This is a genomic window from Citrobacter amalonaticus (assembly GCF_001559075.2).
Lineage (GTDB): Bacteria > Pseudomonadota > Gammaproteobacteria > Enterobacterales > Enterobacteriaceae > Citrobacter_A > Citrobacter_A amalonaticus_F.
Window position 1 is genome coordinate 1915825 of sequence record NZ_CP014015.2, and the last position, 21733, is coordinate 1937557.

Sequence of the window (21733 nt, forward strand, 5' to 3'; positions counted from 1 at the left end):
GCTGGGCTTTTTTATGCCTGTTTCTGGCGATGGTTGACTGAAATCAGTCAGCGATCTCATGGGAGGTGAAGGTAAAGGTTTCACCGTCAAACAGCCCCTGGCTGGTGAGTTTTAGTGCGGGGATCACCGGCAGAGAGAGAAACGCCATCTGAATAAACGGCTCATCAGGCAGAGTGCCACATTCTCTACCCGCCGCTTTTAGCGCATCGATCTGCTCCGCCAGAGAATCGGCGGTGTCGGTGCTCATTAACCCGGCAATCGGCAGCGGCAAATGGCATTGCACCTGTCCGCTGCGGACGACACAAAGTCCACCGCCATCGTCAATCACCTGATTAACCGCCAGAGCCATCTCTTCCGCGCTGCGACCGATCACCACAATGTTATGGCTGTCATGGCTGACCGTCGCCGCCAGTGCGCCTTCACGCAGCCCGAATCCACCTAATAAACTGCAGGCCGGGGGCGACTGGCGACCGTAGCGTTCAAGCACGGCGATATAGCAAATATCATGACGATCGAAGCCCTCCGCGGTGCACACGCAGTCACTGGCGCCTGTCACCAGCTCGTTAGGGATAACATCGATCACCCGATAGCGTTTGCCGGGGGTGAAATGCAGCGGGAAGTCATCGGTGCAAACGGGGAGGCGCGCAATGGTATTGCCATACGGCGGAACGGTTTGCGCCAGCCTTGCCGGTTCTTCGGTTTTAAGACGTTCGGTGTCAACAGGTTCTCCTTTGACAAACACCTGCTGTACCGTCACGTTGCGGGCATCGCTGAGCAGGACAATATCCGCCTGTTTTCCGGGGGCCAGTAAGCCAAGATGGCGCAGGCCAAAATGATGAGCGGCGGACCAACTGGCGACGCGATAAGCAACGTGTAGCGGGACATTATGATGCAAAATCAACCGGCGAATCAGGGCGTCGATATGCCCTTCATGAGCGATCTCCCACGGGTTGCGGTCGTCGGTGCAGAGCAGACACTGTGGGCTGTTGAACGCGTTGATCAGCGGTGCCAGCGCATCGAGGTTGCGGGCGGCGGAACCTTCGCGGATCATCAGCGCCATCCCGCGTTGTAGCTTGCGACGCCCCTCCTCCAGTGTGTAGCTCTCGTGGCAATTCTCGATCCCGGCGGCGATGTAGGCGTTGAGCGCCTTACCGCTCAGTCCTGGACAGTGGCCGTCCAGCGTCAGAGGGCGAAAGGCGGCCATTTTGTCGAGCAACGCATCCTGTCCTGCAATGACGCCTGGGTAATCCATCACTTCTGCCAGTCCGGCGACCAGCGGGTGATCGCGCCAGGTCAGCATCTGGTCGAGGGAGAAATGTGCGCCATTCACATCACATCCCTCCAGAGCGGGAACACAGGAACTCACCTGCAGATACTGATTCTGCTTCGCCTGTTCGGCGCAGCGGATAAACCAGGAGAACCCTTTTTCGCCCATCACATTGACGATTTCATGTGGATCGCACACGACGGTGGTGAGCCCGCGCGGCAGCGTCGCGGTTTCAAAAGTCACTGGCGTCATCATGCTGGATTCAATGTGCAGGTGAGAGTCGATAAAGCCGGGAACCGCCGTTGCGCCGTGGGCGTCGATGCGCCGTAATGCCGGAGCGTCACAATACTCCGCCCCGATGCCCGCGATATGCCGTCCTTTGATCACAATAGGGCCGGTCATTTCTCCGCCATTGATAATATCGAGAAGAATGACATTATCAATAATATAATCAGCAACCGCTTCGCCGCGTGCGACGGCTAACAATTCCTGCTGTTCCTGACGGCTAATATAATGAAATTTATGACTTATGACGTTATTCATATTTTTCTCATTTTGATTTTATCAATTTGATTATTATTTATCATTAAGAAATGCCGGGTGATTATTTTAAGTTTATCGATTAACGGGCATTTGCATTGTGATTACAATCACTGAATTAAAGACGGGAGATGTTTTAAATGAGGCCTGCTTATATCTTCATGAATGGATGAGAAAAATGAATAATGATATCAGTGATGACGTGCAGCATGATTCAAATCACCTTTCGCGATTATTTAAACTCCGCCAGCATGGCACCGACGTGCGGACCGAAACGATTGCCGGGATGACGACGTTTTTAACGATGGTGTACATTGTTTTTGTTAACCCGCAAATACTCGGGGCCGCGCAGATGGACCCCAAAGTGGTGTTTGTCACCACCTGCCTGATCGCCGGTATTGGCAGCATCGCGATGGGCCTCGTCGCTAATCTTCCCGTTGCATTAGCGCCGGCGATGGGATTGAACGCGTTTTTTGCCTTTGTGGTGGTGGGCGCGATGGGGGTAAGCTGGCAAACGGGAATGGGGGCTATCTTCTGGGGGGCGGTCGGACTATTTTTACTCACCCTTTTTCGCATTCGTTACTGGATGATTTCTAATATCCCGATTAATTTACGTATCGGCATCACCAGCGGAATCGGTTTGTTTATTGCGTTGATGGGATTAAAAAACTCGGGCGTCATTATTGCAAATAAAGACACTCTGGTGACCATTGGTAACTTAAGCTCCCACAGCGTATTACTCGGTATTTTAGGTTTCTTTATTATTACCGTACTGTCATCACGCCATTTTCATGCTGCGGTGTTGGTCTCTATTGTCGTCACCTCCTGCTGTGGATTATTTTTCGGCGATGTCCACTTTAGCGGCATCTATTCTGTGCCTCCCAGTATTAGCGGGGTGATGGGTGAGGTCGATTTAAGTGGTTCTTTATCGCTTAATCTGGCCGGGATTATCTTTTCGTTCATGCTCATCAATTTGTTTGATTCATCAGGAACATTAATTGGTGTGACGGATAAAGCCGGGTTAATCGGTAGCGACGGTAAATTTCCTGGTATGAGACGAGCGCTGTATGTCGACAGTGTGAGTTCGGTTGCCGGGGCGTTTATCGGCACCTCTTCCGTGACGGCCTATATTGAGAGTACCTCGGGCGTGGCGGTTGGCGGGCGCACCGGCCTGACGGCGGTGGTGGTTGGCGTGCTCTTCCTGTTGGTCATGTTTTTTTCTCCGCTGGTGAGTATGGTTCCCGCTTATGCAACGGCAGGCGCGCTGATCTTTGTCGGTGTGCTGATGACTTCCAGCCTCTCCCGCGTTAACTGGGATGATTTAACCGAATCGGTACCTGCGTTTATCACCACGGTGATGATGCCTTTTAGTTTTTCCATTACTGAGGGGATCGCGCTTGGCTTTATGTCGTACTGCATCATGAAAGTGTTTACCGGACGCTGGCGGGAACTGAACCTGTGCGTCGTTGTGGTCGCGGTGCTGTTTGCGCTGAAAATCATTCTGGTGGATTAGTATTCATGGGCCGTTTCCAGATATCATGAGCGCTGATAAAGCAGGAGAACGCATGATCTGGATAATGCTGGCCACACTGGCGGTGGTGTTTGTTATCGGGTTTCGGATACTCACTTCCGGATCCCGACGGGCGATTCGCCGCTTGAGCGAGCGTCTGAATATTGATGTGGTGGCGGTAGAATCGATGATCGATCAGATGGGCAAAGCGCAGGGTGAGGCATTTATGCAGTATCTCCATCGCCCCGACGAGTCACATCTGCAAAATGCCGCTCAGGTTTTGTTGATCTGGCAGAGCGTCATTGTGGACGGCAGTGAGCAGAACCTGTTGCAGTGGCATCGCCTGCTACAAAAGGCCAGGCTGGCTGCGCCAATCACCGACGCGCAGGTGCGTCTGGCGCTCGGTTTCTTACGTGAGGTTGATCCGGATATGCAGGACATCAATGCCTTCCAGATGCGCTACAACGCTTTTTTTCAGCCCGAAGACGGTGTGCACTGGCTGCATTAAGATCAATATGGATGATGAATGTCGTTATGCAAGTGAAGCGTAAGACAGGTTTAGCCATTGGACAAATAGTTGCCAAAACGTTAAATACGTCACAATTAAAATGTTACACTGCGTGACTTTTCCACAAGAACACCACGCAGGTCGCATAAATGAGTGAATGTATCGAAGAGAAAACCCGCGCTGACGTTGTCGCCCGCCCGAACTGGTCGGCGGTATTTGCCGTGGCGTTCTGTGTTGCTTGCCTGATTACCGTCGAGTTTTTACCCGTCAGTCTGTTGACGCCGATGGCGCAGGACCTGGGGATTTCTGAAGGCGTTGCCGGACAGTCGGTGACCGTCACCGCGTTTGTCGCCATGTTTGCCAGTCTGTTTATCACGCAGATCATTCAGTCTACCGATCGTCGTTATGTGGTGATTCTGTTCTCCGTATTACTGACCCTCTCCTGCCTGCTGGTCTCTTTTGCCAACTCCTTTGCGTTGTTGCTGGTGGGACGCGCCAGTCTGGGGCTGGCGCTGGGCGGATTCTGGGCGATGTCGGCTTCGCTGACCATGCGGTTGGTTCCGCCGCGTACGGTGCCGAAAGCGCTGTCGGTGATTTTCGGTGCAGTTTCCATCGCGCTGGTGATTGCCGCTCCGCTGGGCAGTTTTCTGGGCGGGATCATCGGCTGGCGTAACGTCTTTAACGCGGCGGCGGTGATGGGTGTGCTGTGTATTGTCTGGGTGGTGAAATCACTGCCGTCACTGCCCGGCGAGCCTTCTCATCAGAAGCAGAACATGTTCAGTCTGTTGAATCGTCCCGGTGTTGCGGCAGGGATGATCGCCATCTTTATGTCCTTTGCCGGACAGTTTGCGTTCTTCACTTACATCCGCCCGGTGTATATGAATCTGGCAGGCTTTGATGTCGATGGCCTGACGCTGGTGCTGCTGAGTTTTGGCATCGCCAGTTTTGTCGGCACCTCGCTGTCGTCCATGATTCTTAAACGCTCGGTCAAGCTGGCATTAGCCGGTGCGCCGCTGGTACTGGCGCTGAGCGCGTTGGTGCTGACGCTGTGGGGGAGTGACAAGATTGTGGCGGCCAGCATTGCGATTATCTGGGGACTGGCGTTTGCACTGGTGCCGGTGGGGTGGTCGACGTGGATTACCCGATCGCTTGCCGATCAGGCAGAAAAGGCTGGATCCGTCCAGGTCGCCGTGATCCAGCTTGCCAATACCTGTGGGGCCGCGGTGGGAGGCTATGCACTCGATAACCTTGGCCTGCTGTCGCCCCTGATGCTCTCCGGCAGCCTGATGCTGCTGACGGCGCTTCTGGTGGCAGCGAAAGTTCGCATAAAGGGTATGCAATGATCTCACACTCTGTTTGCCGGATGGCGCTGCGCTTATCCGGCCTACAATACAGAGACTTGTAGGCCGGATAAGGCATTTATGCCACCATCCGGCATAACGCGATATTGCCCATCAGAACCACGCTTCCCACATCGCGCCGACGTTGAAATCGTCCAGCGTTTCGTCATCCGTGCCGTTCACGCGAGCGGTGCGGTCGTTATCCACTTTGCCGCCGGTGACGTAGAAGCGCAGCATCGGGCGGAACTCCGGTCCCATCGCAATCGACATGTTCTGCGACAGCGTCAGCTTCCAGCCTTTGTTATCGCCGCCGTTGTCATAGTCAACACGCTGATAGCCCGCTTCCAGCCAGGTGGAGTGCACGTCGTTCCAGAAGTACATTGGACGCACAATGGCACCGTAGTTCTTGCGATTTTCACTCTGATCGGCGCTGTTGTCGTAGTCATGGAATGCCAACAGGTATTCAACCTGCGCCTGCTGCGTAAACTTGTGACTACCTTCGAAGCTGGCGTAAATTGCCGTCAGATCGTCGGTTTTGTTGTAGACGCTGTTGTCGGAATTATCAGAGTAACGGGCGATCACTTTGTTGACGCCGCTGTCATTGGTATGGCTTACCACAAACGCGCCCTGCCAGGCGTTCAGGCGGTCGTCGGTATCGACAGCCTTCGAGTCAAAGCCATAGTTGGCATAGATTTCCAGATCTAACGGGCCGAGCTTCATACCGTGAATTTTTGAGGTTACGGCGTAGTTGCCTTTGTCACCAGTGCCGGAACCGCCGGTACAGGTGATGCGTGACGGGTTGGCTTCATCCTCCATCACTTCCGGGCTGCACGATTCCACGGCGGCCACGGTCGCCACGTCAAACTGCACGCCGCCAATATCGAAGTTCTTCACCCCGGCGCCCTGGCCGTCGTGGTTCATCCAGAAGTAGTCGTTGATCCCTTGTTGCGGACGTTGGTGGAAGTCGCGACCCGCCCAGATATAAGCGTTCGGGTTGGATTCCAGAACGTTGGTCACTCCCGCGTAGGCTTTTTTGAGGTTCACCTCGTCGCCCCAGTGGTCGATCATGACGTTGATATCCCAGATCGCGCCGTTGTCGCCTTTGAATGCTTTGGAAAGCTGGAATTCGCCGCCGTTGCCTTCGTTACCCAGACGACCAATGGCGGACGCGCCGTTATAGGAACCGTCCACGCCGACGTACTTCTGATCGCCGCTCTGGAAGTGCGCGCCGTAACGCGCATAGCCGCTGAATTTCACACCGAACGGAATGGCCATATCGGGCGACTGTGCGGCGCTTTGCGGCTCAACAATCACATCGGTTTTTTTCGCCACAGCAGCGTCCATTTTCGCCTGACGTTCCGCAAGGGCTTTGTCTACGGCTTTGGCGACAATGGCGTCGATTTGTTCCTGAGTAAATTCCTGTGCGAGTACAGAAATCGGGCAAAGCGCGGCCACGACCGCCATGGCTAATGGAAGTTTTTTTATCATGTTCATGGTTATCTCATTTACGTTTTATCCTTCAGTTTGCATTGAGCATTCTGAATAGATGTGCGCATTAATTTATTTTAAGATAATAACCATCCCGCCTCGGTGTAATTCGCTATCACCAAAACAAGTTGATCTGTTATTTATAGATAGAGGTACAGATAGTATTTATTTAATCGTAGTGACGTCTCCGTTTATTATTATACCCTTCGTCTTTCAAGCAGCTTCTTTGTTGGCTACGTTCGTTCACCCCAGTCACTTACTTGAGTAAGCTCCAGGGGATTCTCTCTCTTGCCGCCTCGAAGCAACTCGAAATCCATTGGGTATAGATTTAAATTAACGTTGATAGAGGTGAATAATTTCTTCTGACAGTTCGCGGGCTAGCAGCGATGTCATTAAATGATCCTGTGCATGCACCATAATTAACGTCATGGGTTGCCGGGCTTCCCCGGCATCCTGTTCGATCAATTTGGTTTGCATGTGGTGGGCCTGACGGGCGTAACCGTCAGCTTCCCGAAGCAGGCTTTTCGCCTCGTCAATGTTGCCTGCGCGCGCGGCGTGCAGCGCCTCGAAGCACAGACTACGGGACTGTCCGGCATTGACGATAATTTCCATTACTGCTTCTTCTAATGCAATCATTGTCTGTATCTCTTAATCGAATCCGTTATGTTCGGCGGTATTGGCGAACCACTCGCCGCTCTTTTTCACCGTACGTTTTTGCGTGTCTAAATCTAACTGGACAAAACCATAGCGGTTTTTATATCCGTTGAGCCATGACCAGTTATCAATAAAGGTCCACATATGGTAACCAAGACACTGACAGCCTTCGCTGATCCCTTTATGCAACCATTTAAGATGTTCAGCGACAAATTCAATACGGTAACTGTCGTTAATTTGCCCATCCTGAATAAAGCGGTGTTCGTTTTCTACGCCCATTCCGTTTTCAGAAATAAAGCAGCGCGGGTTGCCGTAATTATCACGCAGATTGGTAATAATATCGTAAATACCCGGCTCATAAATTTCCCATCCACGATAAGGGTTCATTTTGCGGCCTGGCATTTCATAATAATCAAACAGCCACTCCGGCATAAAGGGCGCATTCAGATTAACGGCGGTATCGCGGCATTTCACCCGACGCGGCTGGTAGTAGTTAATGCCCAGCAGGTCGATTTTGCCCTCGGCAATCAGCTGTGCGTCACCCGGTTGGCAGGCTGGCAGTTGATCGTACTCTTTCAGTAATGCCACCAGATCCGCCGGATATTCCCCTTTCAGCACCGGGTCGAGGAAACTGCGGTTGAACAGCAGATCCGCATGGTGCGCGGCTTTCACATCCGCAGGGTGCTGTGAGCGCGGATAAGAAGGCGTCAGGTTGAGCACGACGCCGATTTCGCCGTCGTTGTTGCCCGCGCGATATGCGCGAACCGCCGTCGAGTGCGCCAGCACGGTGTGATACGCCACGGTGGCGGCACGTCTGAAATCCACCACGTTGGGGTAATGGAAGTCATACAGATAACCGCCTTCCACCGGCACAATCGGCTCGTTAAAGGTGAACCAGTGCTTAACGCGGTTGCCGAACAATTCGAAACACGTCTGTGCGTAGCGGCCAAAGGCTTCCACGACGTCACGGTTTTCCCAGCCGCCTTTCTCCTGCATCACCATCGGCATGTCGAAGTGAAACAGTGTGATAAACGGCGTGATGCCCTGCTCCAGCAGTTTGTCGATAACGTTGTTATAGAACGCCACTGCATCAGGATTCACCTCGCCCGTGCCATCAGGAATCAGGCGCGACCAGCTTAACGAGGTGCGGAAGCTGTTATGTTTCAACTGCTTCAGCAGCGCGATGTCCTGTTTCCAGTGCTGATAAAAGGTTGAGGTGTTCGCCGGGCCAACCCCCTGATGGAAACGACCTGGCTGGCGGTCGAACCACACATCCCATGTGGTCTGGCTTTTGCCGCCGTTCAGGCTATCCCCTTCGGTTTGCAGCGCTGAGCAAGCACTGCCCCACCAGAAGTTTTCAGGAAAACGGTATCTCATTGTTCTGACTCCTTGATTCATTATGAGTTGCTACGGGCAGCGTTCGCCACGGAGACGGCATCCTGGGCTTTTTGCTCTTCTGTTTTCATCAGGGAGCGTTCGTATGCGCGCAGGAACGGGAGGTAAATCAACGCTGACATCACCATACAGATCAGGCACATCACCACCGGACTAAAGGCCCAGTTTGCCGCCCACGAGGCGCCAATTGGTGCGGGCGTGGTCCACGGCGTCAGTGACACCACCTGATCCAGCCAGCCCAGGCGGGTCGCGGCGTAAGCCAGTACGGCGTTGATCATGGGCACGAAAACGAACGGGATAAACAGCATCGGGTTCATGATGATCGGCGCACCGAACAGAATAGGCTCATTAATGTTGAAGAAGCTAGGAACGATGCCCATTTTGCCGATCGTCCGCAGATGGGTAACGCGACTACGCAGCAGCAGGAAAGCCAGTGGTAAAGTCGAGCCCACGCCGCCAATCAGCAGGTAGTGATCCCAGAAACCTTGTAGATAAACGTGCGGCAGTGCGACACCCGCCGCGAGAGCGGCCTGGTTTGCCGACAGGTTTGCCATCCAGAATGGGTTCATAATGCCCGTGACGATCAGCGAGCCGTGAATACCAGCAAACCAGAAAATCTGGCACATCAGGACCGAAAGCAGAATCGCCGGCAGGGAGTCAGATGCTGAAACCAGCGGTGCCAGCAGGTGCATAATCGCCTGCGGAATAATCATTCCGGTCTGCGCTTCAATAAACAGATTCAGCGGATGTAGCGTCGCAATGACCACCAGAACCGGGATGAGGATCTCAAATGAGCGGGCGACGCCGGTCGGAACCTCTTTCGGCAGACGAATAGTGATGTTGTGCTGCTTTAGCCAGGCATAAACGCGGGTGGAATAAATCGCGGTGATCAGCGCGGTAAAGATCCCCTGACCGGAAAGGTACTGTGTGGAGATTTTCCCGTCGGCGTACGGTGCGGCGACCAGTAAAAAGGCCATAAACGCCAGCAGACCGGACATAATCGGATCGAGATTAAACTGACGGCCCAGACTGGCGCCAATGCCCACGGAGATGAAGAACGTCATAACGCCCATGCTGAGGTTAAACGGCAGCATCAACTGTTCACGGTATGTGGCGGAAAAATCGAGCCAGCCACGGGCAAAACTGTTGGTGGTTTCGGCAGAGAACGGCGGGAAAATAAACACCAGCATGAACGAGCCGATGATCATAAACGGCAGCGCCGCAGTAAAACCATCACGAATCGCAATCACGTATTTCTGCTGGCCCAGTTTACCGGCAAGAGGCGTGATGGATTGTTCTATGACAGCAACCATTGACTGATATAACGAACTCATAATGACACCTTTCTAATGTGCCGCTTCAATCAGCGACAGAGCAAAATCCAGCACCTTGTCACCGCGTTGCATTCCGTAATCCTGCATATCAATGGCCTTTACGGGGATGTTTTGGGTGGCAGCCTTCTCTGAGAGCGTGTTAAGCATGTATTTTACCTGGGGGCCAAGCAGCACCACCTGGTAATTTGGAAACTGAATGTCAAATTCGGAAACGCCATATGCATCAATTTGGACTGGCAGCTTCCGCTCTTCTGCGGCTTCGACCATTTTACGAACCAGCAGACTGGTGGACATCCCTGCAGAGCAACACAACATAATCCTGAACATTATTAACCATCCTCAAAATGTAAAAACTTATTGCGAGTCTGATTTGATATCATACGGAAACCGGTTTCCATACGAAGCAAACGGAACTGTGACAACCGTCAAGATCTTATTCTTATAAGGCTAATTATTTGGATTTGGCTCACGCTTTTGGTGCTATTTCACGCTTTTTGAGTGGAAACGGAAAATCGGTTTCCATGAAAAACGGAAACAGCTATACTGCGGGTGGTGATTATTTGAGCCAATGTTAAATTCAGGATTGAAGGAGCCAGGCAGGCTCTGTCAGGGGAGAATGATGTCTACTATCAACGATGTATCGCGTTTGGCTGGCGTGTCTAAAGCCACGGTGTCGCGCGTGTTGAGCGGATCGCGTGGTGTGAAGGAAGCCAGTCGTCTTGCCGTGTTAAAGGCGGTGGATGAGCTGAACTATCGTCCGAATGTGATTGCCCAGTCGCTACTCAGCCAGAGCACCGGCTGCATTGGCGTGATTTGCGCGCAGGACAACATCAACCAGACGACGGGCTACCTTTACGCACTGGAAAAACATCTGAGCCAGCACCAAAAACACCTGTTGCTTCGCTTCGCCAACACCAAAGCAGAGGTGATGAGCGCCCTCGATGAATTAAGCTGTGGCCTGTGTGACGATGTGCTGATTATTGGGGCGCGTTTCCCGCTGAACATCAGCCAGGAAAACGTCATTCTGGTGGATTGTCTGGAAGCGGGCGACGATGTGACCAGTATTCAGTTTGACCACAGCTTTGCCACCGAAACAGCCTGTAACTATCTGATTAGTCAAAATCGTCGGCAGATAGCCCTCATTCATCCTGAAGGTATGGGTTTCTCCGAACAGGTGCTGCTCGGCTACAAACATGCGCTGGAGAAGAATTTCCTGCCCTTTAACCGTAACCTGGTGTTTATGGAAGCCACCTCTTCCTCGGTAGCGTTACAGGAGTTGTTGAATAACGCCTCCACGCTCAATTTTAACGCGCTGCTGGTGGCGGATGAGCAGCAGGCTCAGCGGGTGATCCCGCAATTGCAGGCGTTTAATAAGTCGGTTCCGGAAGATATTATGATCTTCAGCCTTGCCGGTTCGCTGCATCTGCCGGGGATCCCGACCATCCCGGCAATCGAATACTCCATGGATGCGATGGCGGCGCGGATTGTCAGCTGGCTGAACGAAAAAACGCAAAGCATGTTGGGATCGTATGTGCTGCGCGGCGACTTAATTATTCCGGATGTTCGCCAGCGATAAGCTCATTATCGGGCGTGAAGCACAGGCTTCACGCTACATATCCGGGCATACCACCTTGCCGAGCGCTTCCCAGTAGTTGCTCTGATTATTCCTTTCCATCGCCACCGCCGCCTCGCGGATGTGCTGCTGATTGCCTTCATTCGCCATGATCGTTTTTTCCCATGCCTCGTCTGAAGGCGAACCTTGCGGCGTACAAATTTTTCGTAAGTCTTTGAGTATCGTATTTTTTTCGTGCGCGGATTGCAGTGCGCCATAAGGCGAGTCGGCCTGCGCCAGAGCCGGCAGCAAGAAAAGGGCGGCAATGATCGGTAAAACGGCTCGTTTCATGATAATAATCCTTGTAGTCGATGCGCATCATTTCAAGAATAAGTGTAGACGGTGTACGACTCTCTCAGCAGCCCGTGCGAATGTCGGAAAATGCTTCAGCCAAAAGTTGTATTTTTTCAGGAGGATAGAATGCAGATACAGATTACCGATACCGTTACCGAAGACGATCAAAACACGCTGCTCACCGGATTGCGTGCTTACAATTTTCAGTTTCTGCAAACGAGAAATTTTGGCGATCTGGCGGTTTACTGGCGTGACGAGCAGCAGAATATCCGGGGGGGATTAATTGGCAAAATCAAAGGGGAATGGCTGAGCATTGATTTGTTATGGATGCATGAATCCCTGCGTAAAGGCGGTTACGGTAGCCAGCTAATCCAGGCCGCAGAGCACGCCGCTCGCGAAAGAGGATGTCTCCATGCGCTGGTCGATACCCTGAGTTTTCAGGCGCTGCCGTTCTACCAGAAGAACGGTTACCAACTGCAACTGACGCTTGATGACTTCCCGGAAAAAGGGGCTGCCCGGCATTATTTATCGAAAACATTTTGATGACCGGAGGCATTCGCCGTGACGTCTGGACGCCGATTCACTTTCTTGCATAGCAGAATAGTGTATGTTCTGAACAATCATTTAATTCTTAAGCGGTAAAGAGATGAGACGGATCGAGATCGTACTGGGAGAGCTTGAAAGGCTGACGCGTGGGCTGGATCGTGCCGATTTGGCGCAGGAGACGGCGTTCACCGCGGAGGCGATTGGCTTCAACCTGGGGCTGGCGCGCAACTCGGTCAGTAAAGATCTCAACCAATTGTGGAATGACGGTCTGGCGATTAAAAGCCGGGGGCGTCCGGTGTTCTTCCTGCACCGCCAGACGCTGGAGACATTGCTGGGGCGCAAACTGGAGAGTAGCGAGCGCGAGGTGCGCTCAGTGGCCGACCTGCTTCCGCAAGCGGAAAATACGGGCGACGACGATCCTTTCACCGGCCTGATTGGCTACGACCGCAGCCTGCGCGATGCGGTTGAAAAAGGCCGCGCCGCTGTGCTCTATCCGCAGGGGTTGCATGTGCTGCTGACCGGCCCGTCCGGCGTGGGGAAAACCTTTTTTGCCGAACTGATGCACCGCTTCGCCTGCGAAAAGGCCGTCGGTTCCCCGCCGCCGCTGGTCTACTTTAACTGCGCCGAGTACGCCCATAACCCGGAACTGCTCTCTTCACACCTGTTTGGCCATCGTCAGGGGGCATTTACCGGCGCGAACGAGAATAAACCCGGTCTGGTTGAGCAGGCGGACGGCGGCTATTTACTGCTCGATGAAGTGCACCGTCTGCCCTACGAAGGTCAGGAAAAACTGTTTTCTATTCTCGATAAGGGTGAGTACCGTCCACTGGGGGACAGCAGCAAGGCGCGTCCGATCTCGGTACGGCTGATTTGCGCCACCACGGAACCGGCGAGTTCGTCCCTGTTGCGTACCTTCCAGCGACGAATTCAGGTGAGTATCGATTTGCCGGGAATTCGTCAGCGATCGATTGAAGAACAAGTGGAGCTGATTGTCGGTTTCCTGCAGCGTGAAAGTCGCAAAATCGAGCGCACGGTCAGCATCGACAAAACGCTACTGCTCTGGCTGTTGAACAAACCGCTGGAGGGCAACATTGGTCAGTTGAAGAGCGATATCCAGTTCCTGTGCGCCCAGGCGTGGGCGTCGGGGATGACGGAACATAATGACACACTACAGCTGGATAAACGGCTGGCGGAGATACCGTTCCACGCCACGCCGGAGCAACGTCTGCTGGTTGATGCCTTGTTTGAAGGGAAAGAGCGGCTGAACATTGATGCGCGCACGTTGCCGGCGCTGAAAACGTCGCTGGCGACCGGGGCGGAAATCGAAGAGAGCGATCTGTTTTACAGCTTCCTGACCCGTGAATATGTCAATCTGCGCAACAGTAATGTCCCGCCGGCGGAAACGCTGGCTATCCTGAAAAACAAGCTGAGTTCAATCTTTGAATATGGCCTCTACAGTCGCGATAGCGTGGCGCATCCACCGCGTTATGGCGATCAAATCGAAGAACGTGTGACGCTGTTGATCGGCTGCGTGGAACAGGTGCTGGGCTTTACGCTGCCGGAAAATCTGGTGAATCCGCTGCGCAAGCACTTCCTGGCGCTGATTGGCTACGTCCAGCGTGGGTTGATTCCCCAGCTCTACTCTTCCAGCCTGATCCTCGATCGCTGCAAAGATGAATACGATAACGCCACGCTGCTGTGCCGCAAAATCAATGAATTGCTGCATATTCAGTGCCCGGCGACGGAAGTCGTCTGGCTGTGTCTGTTCCTGAAAGAGTGCCGTCACTACCGCCAGCGCATTGATGCCAGTCCGGATTGCGGGGTGATTCTGGTCGCTCACGGCGCGACAACCGCGACCAGCATGGCGCAGTATGTTAACCGTGTACTGGAACGCGACCTGTTCAGCGCAGTCGACATGCCGTTTGAGCAGTCAGTACATGACACGCTGGAAACGCTGACCCAGATTATTCAGACCCAACGCTATCAGCGGCTGATCCTGATGGTCGATATTGGTTCGCTGGTACATTTTGGCAGTACGATCAGCAAGTTATTTCAGATAGACGTACTGCTGATGCCCAACATCACGCTGACCAGCCTGCTGGAGATTGGGCTGGATTTAAGCTACGAAACCAGCGATTTACCCCAGTTGGCGGCGCTCATGCAGAGTAAAAACATCCCCTGCCAGCTGTGTACGCCGCAGCAGGAAAACGGCGGCAAAGTGCTGGTTGTCTCCTGCATTACCGGCATGGGGACGGCGGAAAAGATTAAAAAAGTGCTTGAGGAGAGCTTCGGCGAACTGATGTCGCAGGACACGCGAATGGTGATCCTCGATTACAACGACGTACGCAGTCTCGAACGAGTCCAGCAGGCGCTGAATGCCAATGAGCGACTGGCGGGGATTGTCGGCACTTTCCAGCCCGGTCTACCGGATATTCCGTTTATCTCGCTGGAAGAACTGTTCTCTGAGCAGGGACCGGAGCTGGTGTTAAGCCTGCTGACGCCGGATCTCTCCAGCGCCGAGCGCCGTCTGGAGATGGAGCGCAGCGCCATGCGCTTTATCAGCGCGCTGACTATGGAGAGCATCATCAACCATATTTCAGTGCTCAATCCGCAGCGCATTCTGAAGGAGATGGAGGGCGTGCTTAACCATCTGACGACTGCGCTTTCCCTCAAACCCAGTCGCCAGGTGACACTACGCTTCCTGATCCACTGTTGTTGCATGGTTGAGCGTATCGTGATCAACCGTAAACCGTTACAGATGGCGCTGGAAAACAAACCGAATCTGGATCCCCGCGCGTTTAGTGTCATTAAATCTGCGTTTCTGCCGATCGAAGAGGTCTATGCCATCCGGTTATCGGATGCGGAATATTTTTATATCTACGAACTGCTTTATAGCTGATCCCTTAACGGGCGAGGCGTTGCGCCTTGCCCGCTCTCCTTTCCCCCTCACGTGACACAAATACTGGCACAGCCTTTGCTCTTACTTTGATGAGTTTTGCCGGATGGCGGCATAAATGCCTTATCCGGCCTACAAAAGCACTATCCGTAGGCCTGATAAGCGAAGCGCCATCAGGCATTGCAAGTCTCATGTAATCGCGCCAGGAGGCCATTTTGACTACCACTCAACCGTTGCCCGAAATTCTGCTGCTTACGCATGGCGGCTGGGGACAACAGCTCTGTAACAGCCTGCGCATGGTGATGGGCGAAATTAAAGGCGTGACGGAAATTGCGCTGATGCCCGTCGATACGTTGGGCGAGTTTTATCAGCGTGTCGAAGACGTGGTGAAAACCATGCCGGATGGCTCACTGATTCTGACCGATTTTGTTGGCGGCACGACGTCGAATGTGGCGGCGCGGCTGAGTGCGGATTATCCGGTGGCAGTCATTTCCGGATTGAACGCGTCGCTGCTGCTGGAAGCACTGGACAAACGTGAACACGGTTCACTGACCACCTGCGTCAGCGAACTGGTGGAAGCCGGACGCAGCAGTTGCCTGGACGTTGTCGCTCACGTCCGTCAATTACAACAATCACAATAAGGAAAATCATCATGGCAAACATCGTGTTATGTCGTATCGATAGCCGACTGATCCACGGACAGGTGGTGACGAAGTGGGTTGGACAGTCCCAGGCCAACCGCATCGCGGTGGTCAGCGATGAACTGGATGCCGATCCGTTTATGAAAAACATCTACCTGATGGCCGCGCCGCCGAACATTAAAGTGGATTGCTACAGCAACCAGAGCTTTGCGGCCTCATGGCAAGAGAGCCAACTGGGCGACGGCAATGTGCTGGTGCTGTTCCCTTCTCTGGCGGCGATTCAGCAGGCCGTACAACAGGGGTTTGATGTCTCCACGATTCAGGTTGGTGGTCTGGGCGGTGGACCAAACCGCAAAGCGGTATTCCAGAACATTACGCTCGATGAAAAAGACGTTGGCATTCTTAACGACCTGAAAAGTCGTGGGATTCAGGTATTCTTCCAGACTATCCCGGAAGATAAACCGCAGTCGCTGGACGATATCCTGAAAAAATTCTAATTCTCTGATAATGGGATAACACTATGGATACCTTAGTTTTTGCAAGCCTCATGGGGTTGTATTACTGGTTTGCCCGCTTACGCCTTGGCTACACCTTCTCTGCCATGCTGCTTCAGCCGGTGGTGGTGGCTGTCTTCGTCGGGCTGCTGCTTGGCAACATGCAGACCGCGATGATTATCGGCGCGGGGATGCAGCTCGTTTATCTCGGCGTGACCTCAACGCCTGGCGGCAACGTGCCGTCAGATCCGGCGCTGGCGGCCTGTATCTCGATTCCCATCGCGGTGAAAGCCGGGATGGATCCGAACCTGGCTATTGCGCTGGCGATCCCCTTCGGCGTGATCGGCGTCTTCCTTGACCAGTTGCGTCGTACCCTGAATGCCGCCTGGGTGCATATGGCGGATAAGCACGCGGAAACGGCGAACATGTCGGGCATTATGCGCTGTGCGTTCCTCTACCCGGCGCTGCTCGGACTGGCGTTGCGTTTCCCGGTGGTGTTTGCCGCGAACTACTTCGGTCAGGACGTGGTGGAAAGTTTCCTCAAACTGATGCCGCACTGGCTGACCCACTCCTTTGAAATCATGGGCGGGATCCTGCCGGCGCTGGGCTTCGCGATCACCATTATGGTGATCGGTAAAAAGAGCCTGCTGCCGTGGTTTATCGGTGGATTCTTCGCGGTGCTGTACCTCAAGGTGGACATCATGGCGATGGCGATCTTCGGTACCTGTGTGGCCTTCCTGATTAAAGGCCTGGCGAAAAATGAAGGAGCAGCATGATGAGCAGCGACGTAATGCAGCATGAACTGGTTAAGCGCGCACGGACGACCGGGGCGTTGACCAAAGCGGATATCACCAAAGCGTGGTTTATCTACTGGCTGGGCGCGGAAGTCTCCAACTCTTATGAACGTCTGCAGAGCCTGATTTTCTGCGCCTCGATGACACCGATCATCAAAAAGCTCTACCCACAAAAAGAGGAACAGGTGGAGGCGCTGAAGCGACACCTGAACTTCTTCAACTCCGAGCAAACATTTGGCGCGGTGATCCAGGGGATTTCCATCGCCATGGAAGAGCAGAAAACGCGCGGCGAGCCGATCAGCGATGCCTCAATTACCGGGATTAAAACCGGTCTGATGGGTCCGCTGGCCGGGATGGGCGACTCCATCGTCTGGGCTGCCGTCATGCCGCTGCTCATTGCGATTTTCATCCCTTTCGCCGCCAATGGCAGCGCGTTTGGCGGTATTGCGCCGCTGATCCTCTATCCGGCGATTACCCTGGCGATCAGCTACGGCCTGATCCACAAAGGCTACACTCTGGGACGTGATTCTATCGTCGGGCTATTGCAGGGAGGGCGAATCAAAGAACTGATCTACGGCGCGAACGTGCTGGGGTTGATCATGATGGGCGCGCTGTCGGCAAGCTACGTCAAGATCACCACGCCGTTAAAAATCAGCGCCCTGAAGGGTTCTGAAGTGGTCGTGCAGCAGATCCTCGACTCCATCGCGCCGGGCCTGTTGCCGCTGGCGGCGGTGTTTGCCATCTATATCTTTCTGGTGAAGAAAGGGCCGCGATACACCACCATTCTGCTGTCGATTGTGGCGCTTAGCGTGGTCTGTTCGTTGCTGGGAGTGTTGTAAGTCATGACACAAAATATCTATCAACAGCTGGGGCTAAAACAGGTGATTAACGCCTGCGGCAAGATGACGATTCTTGGCGTCTCCAGCGTCGCGCCGGAGGTGATGCAGGCCACGGCGCGGGCGGCCTCCGCTTTTGTCGAAATCGATAAGCTGGTGGATCGCACCGGTGAACTGGTTTCCCGCTTTACCGGCGCGCAGGACAGCTATGTGACCTCCTGCGCGTCGGCGGGGATCGCCATTGCCGTGGCGGCCGCCATTACCCGCGGCGATCAGGCGCGTGTAGCGCTGATGCCGGACAGCCGCGGAATGGCCAACGAAGTGGTAATGCTGCGTGGGCATAACGTGGACTACGGCGCGCCGATTACCAGCGCCATTCGTCTGGGCGGCGGGCGCGTTGTGGAGGTCGGTTCGAGTAACCTGGTCGCACGCTGGCAACTGGAGAGCGCCATTACTGACGAGACCGCCGCGCTGCTGTATGTGAAATCGCACCACTGCGTGCAGAAGGGCATGCTCAGCATTGACGACTTTGTGCAGGTTGCGCAGATTCATAACCTGCCGCTGATTGTCGATGCTGCCGCCGAGGAGGATTTACACGCCTGGGTCGCGAGCGGGGCGGATATGGTTGTCTACAGCGGGGCGAAAGCCTTTAATGCGCCTACCTCCGGATTTATCACCGGCAATAAAACGTGGATTGCCGCCTGTAAAGCGCAACATCACGGGATTGCCAGAGCGATGAAAATCGGCAAGGAGAACATGGTCGGGCTGGTGTATGCGCTGGAAAACTATCACCAGGGCCAGGCCGTGGTGACCGCCGAACAGTTGCAACCGACGGCGGAGGCGATTTCGTCCATTCGCGGGCTGACCGCTGATATCGAGCAGGACGAAGCCGGGCGCGCCATCTGGCGCATTCGCGTTCGGGTTGATGCGCAGGCGTTTGGTCTGGACGCGCGTGAAGTCGAAGCCCAACTGCGAAGTGGCGATATTGCCATTTACGCACGGCGCTATAACCTCCATCAGGGCGTATTCAGCCTCGACCCACGTACGGTCGCTGAGGGGGAAATGGCGGTGATTGTGGCGCGACTCAAGGAGATAGCAGAACATGCAGCAGATTAACTTTTATCGTCAGCGTGTGGCGATTAACGTGCTGGCGAAAGATATCGCTAACGCCAGGGAAATCTATGACGCCGCTGAGGGACATGCGGTGATTGGCATCCTGTCTGCGCAGTTTTCGTCGGTCGACGAAGGCGTTCAGGAGGTGAAACGCTGGATGGTAGACGTTCCCTCGATTTCCGTAGGCCTGGGGGCGGGCGATCCCGCGCAGTATTACAAAGCCGCGATGATTGCGTCACAGGTTCATCCGGCGCACGTCAACCAGACCTTTACCGGCAGTGGTTTTGCCGCGGGCGCGCTGGCGGCGACGGGGGGAGAACAGACCCATATCAATGCGCTGGTCAGCCCGACGGGCACGCCGGGTGAGGTGCTGATCTCCACCGGCGTCAACAGCAGCCAGGGCACGCCGGCGCGCGTCTCCTGCGATGCTGCCGTGCGGATGATGCAGGATATGGGGGCGCACGCGGCGAAGTTCTTTCCGATGGGCGGAGAGGCTTCGCTGCCGGAGTTGTACGTGCTGGCAACCACTGCCGCCCGCAACGGCATGACGTTGATTGAACCAACCGGCGGTATCGACCTGGATAACTTTGGCGTCATATTGCAAACCTGCCTGGAAGCGGGGATGCCGCGTGTTATGCCGCATGTGTACAGTTCGATTATCGACCCGCAAACCGGCAATACCCGCCCTGAAGATATCGTTCGTTTAATGGAAATCGTCAAAGCGTTGGCCTGAACCGAATGGCGCTGCGTGTGATTTGCGCAGCGCCGTCGGTTTTTCATTTATTCCCCCGTTATGCTTTTTTCTTCTTATTGATGCCTTTTCGTTTTTTAAACCGCAGCGGCCTTCCCGCTATAGTCATTTCATTACTCATCAGGCGGTTATTTCAAAAGGATAAAAACGTGAAATTGACGATACCTCATTTACGGACAGGGGCGGCAGTACTGTTGGCGGGATTGTTGCTGGCCGGTTGCGACCAACAGAGCAGCGATGCAAAGCACATCAAAGTCGGGGTGATTAACGGCGCCGAGCAGGATGTGGCGGAAGTCGCCAAAAAAGTGGCGAAAGAGAAATACGGTCTCGACGTTGAACTGGTCGGTTTCAGCGGCTCGTTGCTGCCGAACGACGCCACCAACCACGGCGAACTGGATGCCAACGTTTTCCAGCATCGTCCGTTCCTTGAGCAGGATAATCAGGCACACAACTATAAGCTGGTGGCGGTGGGGAATACCTTTGTCTTCCCGATGGCCGGCTACTCGAAAAAAATAAAAACGGTCGATCAATTAGCGGACGGCGCGACGGTGGCAATCCCGAACGACCCCACCAACCTTGGGCGGGCGCTGTTGTTACTGCAAAAAGAGAAGCTGATTACCCTGAAAGAAGGAAAAGGTCTGCTGCCAACGGCGCTGGATATCACCGCCAATCCGCGTCATTTACAGATCATGGAGCTGGAAGGGGCACAACTGCCACGCGTACTGGACGACCCGAAAGTCGACGTGGCGATTATCAGCACCACCTACATTCAGCAAACCGGGCTTTCGCCGGTACACGACAGCGTCTTCATTGAGGATAAAAATTCTCCGTATGTGAACATCCTGGTGGCGCGGGAAGATAACAAAGAGGCGGAAAACGTTAAGGAATTTCTGGCGTCTTATCAGTCACCTGAAGTCGCAAAAGCGGCTGAGACGATTTTTAACGGCGGCGCGGTGCCGGGCTGGTGATCGGTAACGTATTCAGATACATAAATTTTATCGCCAGAGATGTTCTTCTGGCGATAAAGCTCATTGCGATCGTTATCCTGAACGCGTATTGAGAATACCCCTTCTTTTTCTTGTGTTCGGATTTTTCAATCAACAATGTTCTTCCCTTCTTTTTTGTACTCAAAAACCCCGTTTCTAATAGTCATTTGTCCTTTTTTGTAAGGTTATGATGAGTAATCTGTAGATTTATATTCTAAGAAAAAGTATGTGACTAAAAGAAAAGATCGTTCCGGGAAAATTCCTGGAATTGGCAGGTTTTGCAACACCAGCTTAACGATGGTTACGTTTTTTATTGATTTAAGATTTTTCTTACAAAAAAATGAAAAAATGTTTCATTCGTAATTAATTATTAGTTATTAATGCATTACGTAAAGTACTTGAGTCGATTTATCAGGATTATTCTCTTAATTGTGAAAAAAGGTATTTATGGCTAAAAATGCGGCAATAAATGTATCTTTTTTGTTTAAATTATTTTTGTTTTTTGTTTTAAATGTGATCTTGAGGCGTTTAATTTAGGCGCGTTTTTCTTTATGCATTGATCTGGATCAATTTAATCGATTTATAAAATTATATCTTTTTTTAACCGATGCTGTCTTATAAAAACCTAATAATCGATATATTTATAAGGGTGAATAGCACAGATAGAAGGCAGCACTTTATTTTCCTATAAGCATTTGGATTGATCTGTTTCGGTTGAAAAATCCTAATATTGC

At 53.3% G+C, this 21733-nt stretch carries 20 protein-coding genes; 13 read left to right on the forward strand and 7 right to left on the reverse strand.

Annotated elements, in window-relative coordinates:
- Nucleotides 1–43 precede the first annotated feature (43 nt).
- Entirely contained in the window at nt 44–1810 is a 1767-nt protein-coding gene (gene adeD / locus AL479_RS09205) for an adenine deaminase (protein ID WP_061075853.1), read from the reverse strand.
- Nucleotides 1811–1985: 175 nt separating this feature from the next.
- On the opposite strand from adeD, the gene AL479_RS09210 reads away from it, so the two are divergent.
- The 3 genes from AL479_RS09210 to nepI all read left to right on the forward strand — a co-directional run bounded on the left by AL479_RS09210 (nt 1986) and on the right by nepI (nt 5168).
- Entirely contained in the window at nt 1986–3320 is a 1335-nt protein-coding gene (locus AL479_RS09210) for an NCS2 family permease (protein ID WP_042998697.1), read from the forward strand.
- Between the two features lie 52 nt (nt 3321–3372).
- Nucleotides 3373–3825 carry a DUF1198 domain-containing protein gene (locus AL479_RS09215; RefSeq protein WP_061075854.1) on the forward strand — a complete coding sequence of 151 codons (453 nt, stop codon included), beginning with the start codon at nt 3373–3375 and terminating at the stop codon, nt 3823–3825.
- A 149-nt stretch (nt 3826–3974) separates the two neighbouring features.
- Nucleotides 3975–5168 carry a purine ribonucleoside efflux pump NepI gene (nepI, locus tag AL479_RS09220; RefSeq protein WP_061075855.1) on the forward strand — a complete coding sequence of 398 codons (1194 nt, stop codon included), beginning with the start codon at nt 3975–3977 and terminating at the stop codon, nt 5166–5168.
- A 111-nt stretch (nt 5169–5279) separates the two neighbouring features.
- Here the strand turns inward: nepI and AL479_RS09225 are convergent, their stop codons facing one another.
- From AL479_RS09225 to AL479_RS09245, 5 genes are all read right to left on the reverse strand, one after another.
- Nucleotides 5280–6659: a carbohydrate porin gene (locus AL479_RS09225; protein ID WP_061075856.1), complete on the reverse strand. Its 1380-nt coding sequence runs from the start codon at nt 6657–6659 to the stop codon at nt 5280–5282.
- A 327-nt stretch (nt 6660–6986) separates the two neighbouring features.
- The gene (locus AL479_RS09230) at nt 6987–7289 is read right to left on the reverse strand and encodes a PTS lactose/cellobiose transporter subunit IIA (protein ID WP_008786514.1); all 303 of its coding nucleotides are present in this window, start codon (nt 7287–7289) and stop codon (nt 6987–6989) included.
- 12 nt (nt 7290–7301) lie between these two features.
- Complete coding sequence (locus AL479_RS09235) at nt 7302–8684, reverse strand: glycoside hydrolase family 1 protein (protein ID WP_061075857.1); 1383 nt, start codon at nt 8682–8684, stop codon at nt 7302–7304.
- 20 nt (nt 8685–8704) lie between these two features.
- Complete coding sequence (locus AL479_RS09240; RefSeq protein ID WP_061075858.1) at nt 8705–10036, reverse strand: PTS sugar transporter subunit IIC; 1332 nt, start codon at nt 10034–10036, stop codon at nt 8705–8707.
- A gap of 12 nt (nt 10037–10048) precedes the next feature.
- On the reverse strand, nt 10049–10363 hold the full coding sequence (locus AL479_RS09245) for a PTS sugar transporter subunit IIB (protein ID WP_042323435.1): 315 nt from the start codon (nt 10361–10363) through the stop codon (nt 10049–10051).
- 292 nt (nt 10364–10655) lie between these two features.
- Here AL479_RS09245 and AL479_RS09250 point away from each other — a divergent pair, with 292 nt between their 5' ends.
- Nucleotides 10656–11612 carry a LacI family DNA-binding transcriptional regulator gene (locus AL479_RS09250; protein ID WP_042998691.1) on the forward strand — a complete coding sequence of 319 codons (957 nt, stop codon included), beginning with the start codon at nt 10656–10658 and terminating at the stop codon, nt 11610–11612.
- A 33-nt stretch (nt 11613–11645) separates the two neighbouring features.
- Here the strand turns inward: AL479_RS09250 and AL479_RS09255 are convergent, their stop codons facing one another.
- Complete coding sequence (locus AL479_RS09255) at nt 11646–11939, reverse strand: YicS family protein (RefSeq protein WP_061075859.1); 294 nt, start codon at nt 11937–11939, stop codon at nt 11646–11648.
- A gap of 129 nt (nt 11940–12068) precedes the next feature.
- Here AL479_RS09255 and AL479_RS09260 point away from each other — a divergent pair, with 129 nt between their 5' ends.
- From AL479_RS09260 to nlpA, 9 genes are all read left to right on the forward strand, one after another.
- Complete coding sequence (locus AL479_RS09260; RefSeq protein WP_061075860.1) at nt 12069–12485, forward strand: GNAT family N-acetyltransferase; 417 nt, start codon at nt 12069–12071, stop codon at nt 12483–12485.
- A 103-nt stretch (nt 12486–12588) separates the two neighbouring features.
- Nucleotides 12589–15387, forward strand: coding sequence for a transcriptional regulator DagR (gene dagR / locus AL479_RS09265; RefSeq protein ID WP_061075861.1), 2799 nt, complete (start codon nt 12589–12591; stop codon nt 15385–15387).
- 212 nt (nt 15388–15599) lie between these two features.
- Complete coding sequence (locus AL479_RS09275; RefSeq protein ID WP_061075862.1) at nt 15600–16025, forward strand: PTS sugar transporter subunit IIA; 426 nt, start codon at nt 15600–15602, stop codon at nt 16023–16025.
- A gap of 11 nt (nt 16026–16036) precedes the next feature.
- Nucleotides 16037–16522 (forward strand): PTS system mannose/fructose/N-acetylgalactosamine-transporter subunit IIB, encoded by a 486-nt coding sequence (locus tag AL479_RS09280; RefSeq protein WP_061075863.1) that lies wholly within the window; start codon nt 16037–16039, stop codon nt 16520–16522.
- Between the two features lie 23 nt (nt 16523–16545).
- Nucleotides 16546–17295, forward strand: coding sequence for a PTS mannose/fructose/sorbose/N-acetylgalactosamine transporter subunit IIC (locus AL479_RS09285; protein WP_042323417.1), 750 nt, complete (start codon nt 16546–16548; stop codon nt 17293–17295).
- Nucleotides 17292–18152 (forward strand): PTS system mannose/fructose/sorbose family transporter subunit IID, encoded by an 861-nt coding sequence (locus tag AL479_RS09290; protein ID WP_192575252.1) that lies wholly within the window; start codon nt 17292–17294, stop codon nt 18150–18152. Before AL479_RS09285 ends, AL479_RS09290 begins: the two co-directional genes overlap by 4 nt.
- A gap of 3 nt (nt 18153–18155) precedes the next feature.
- Nucleotides 18156–19265, forward strand: coding sequence for a D-glucosaminate-6-phosphate ammonia lyase (gene dgaE / locus AL479_RS09295; protein ID WP_061075865.1), 1110 nt, complete (start codon nt 18156–18158; stop codon nt 19263–19265).
- On the forward strand, nt 19252–19995 hold the full coding sequence (gene dagF, locus AL479_RS09300; RefSeq protein ID WP_105291740.1) for a 2-dehydro-3-deoxy-phosphogluconate aldolase: 744 nt from the start codon (nt 19252–19254) through the stop codon (nt 19993–19995). The genes dgaE and dagF overlap by 14 nt, the downstream gene beginning before the upstream one ends.
- 167 nt (nt 19996–20162) lie before the next feature.
- A complete protein-coding gene (gene nlpA, locus AL479_RS09305; protein WP_061077953.1) occupies nt 20163–20981 on the forward strand; it encodes a lipoprotein NlpA in 819 nt (272 codons plus the stop codon).
- Nucleotides 20982–21733: the final 752 nt, after the last annotated feature.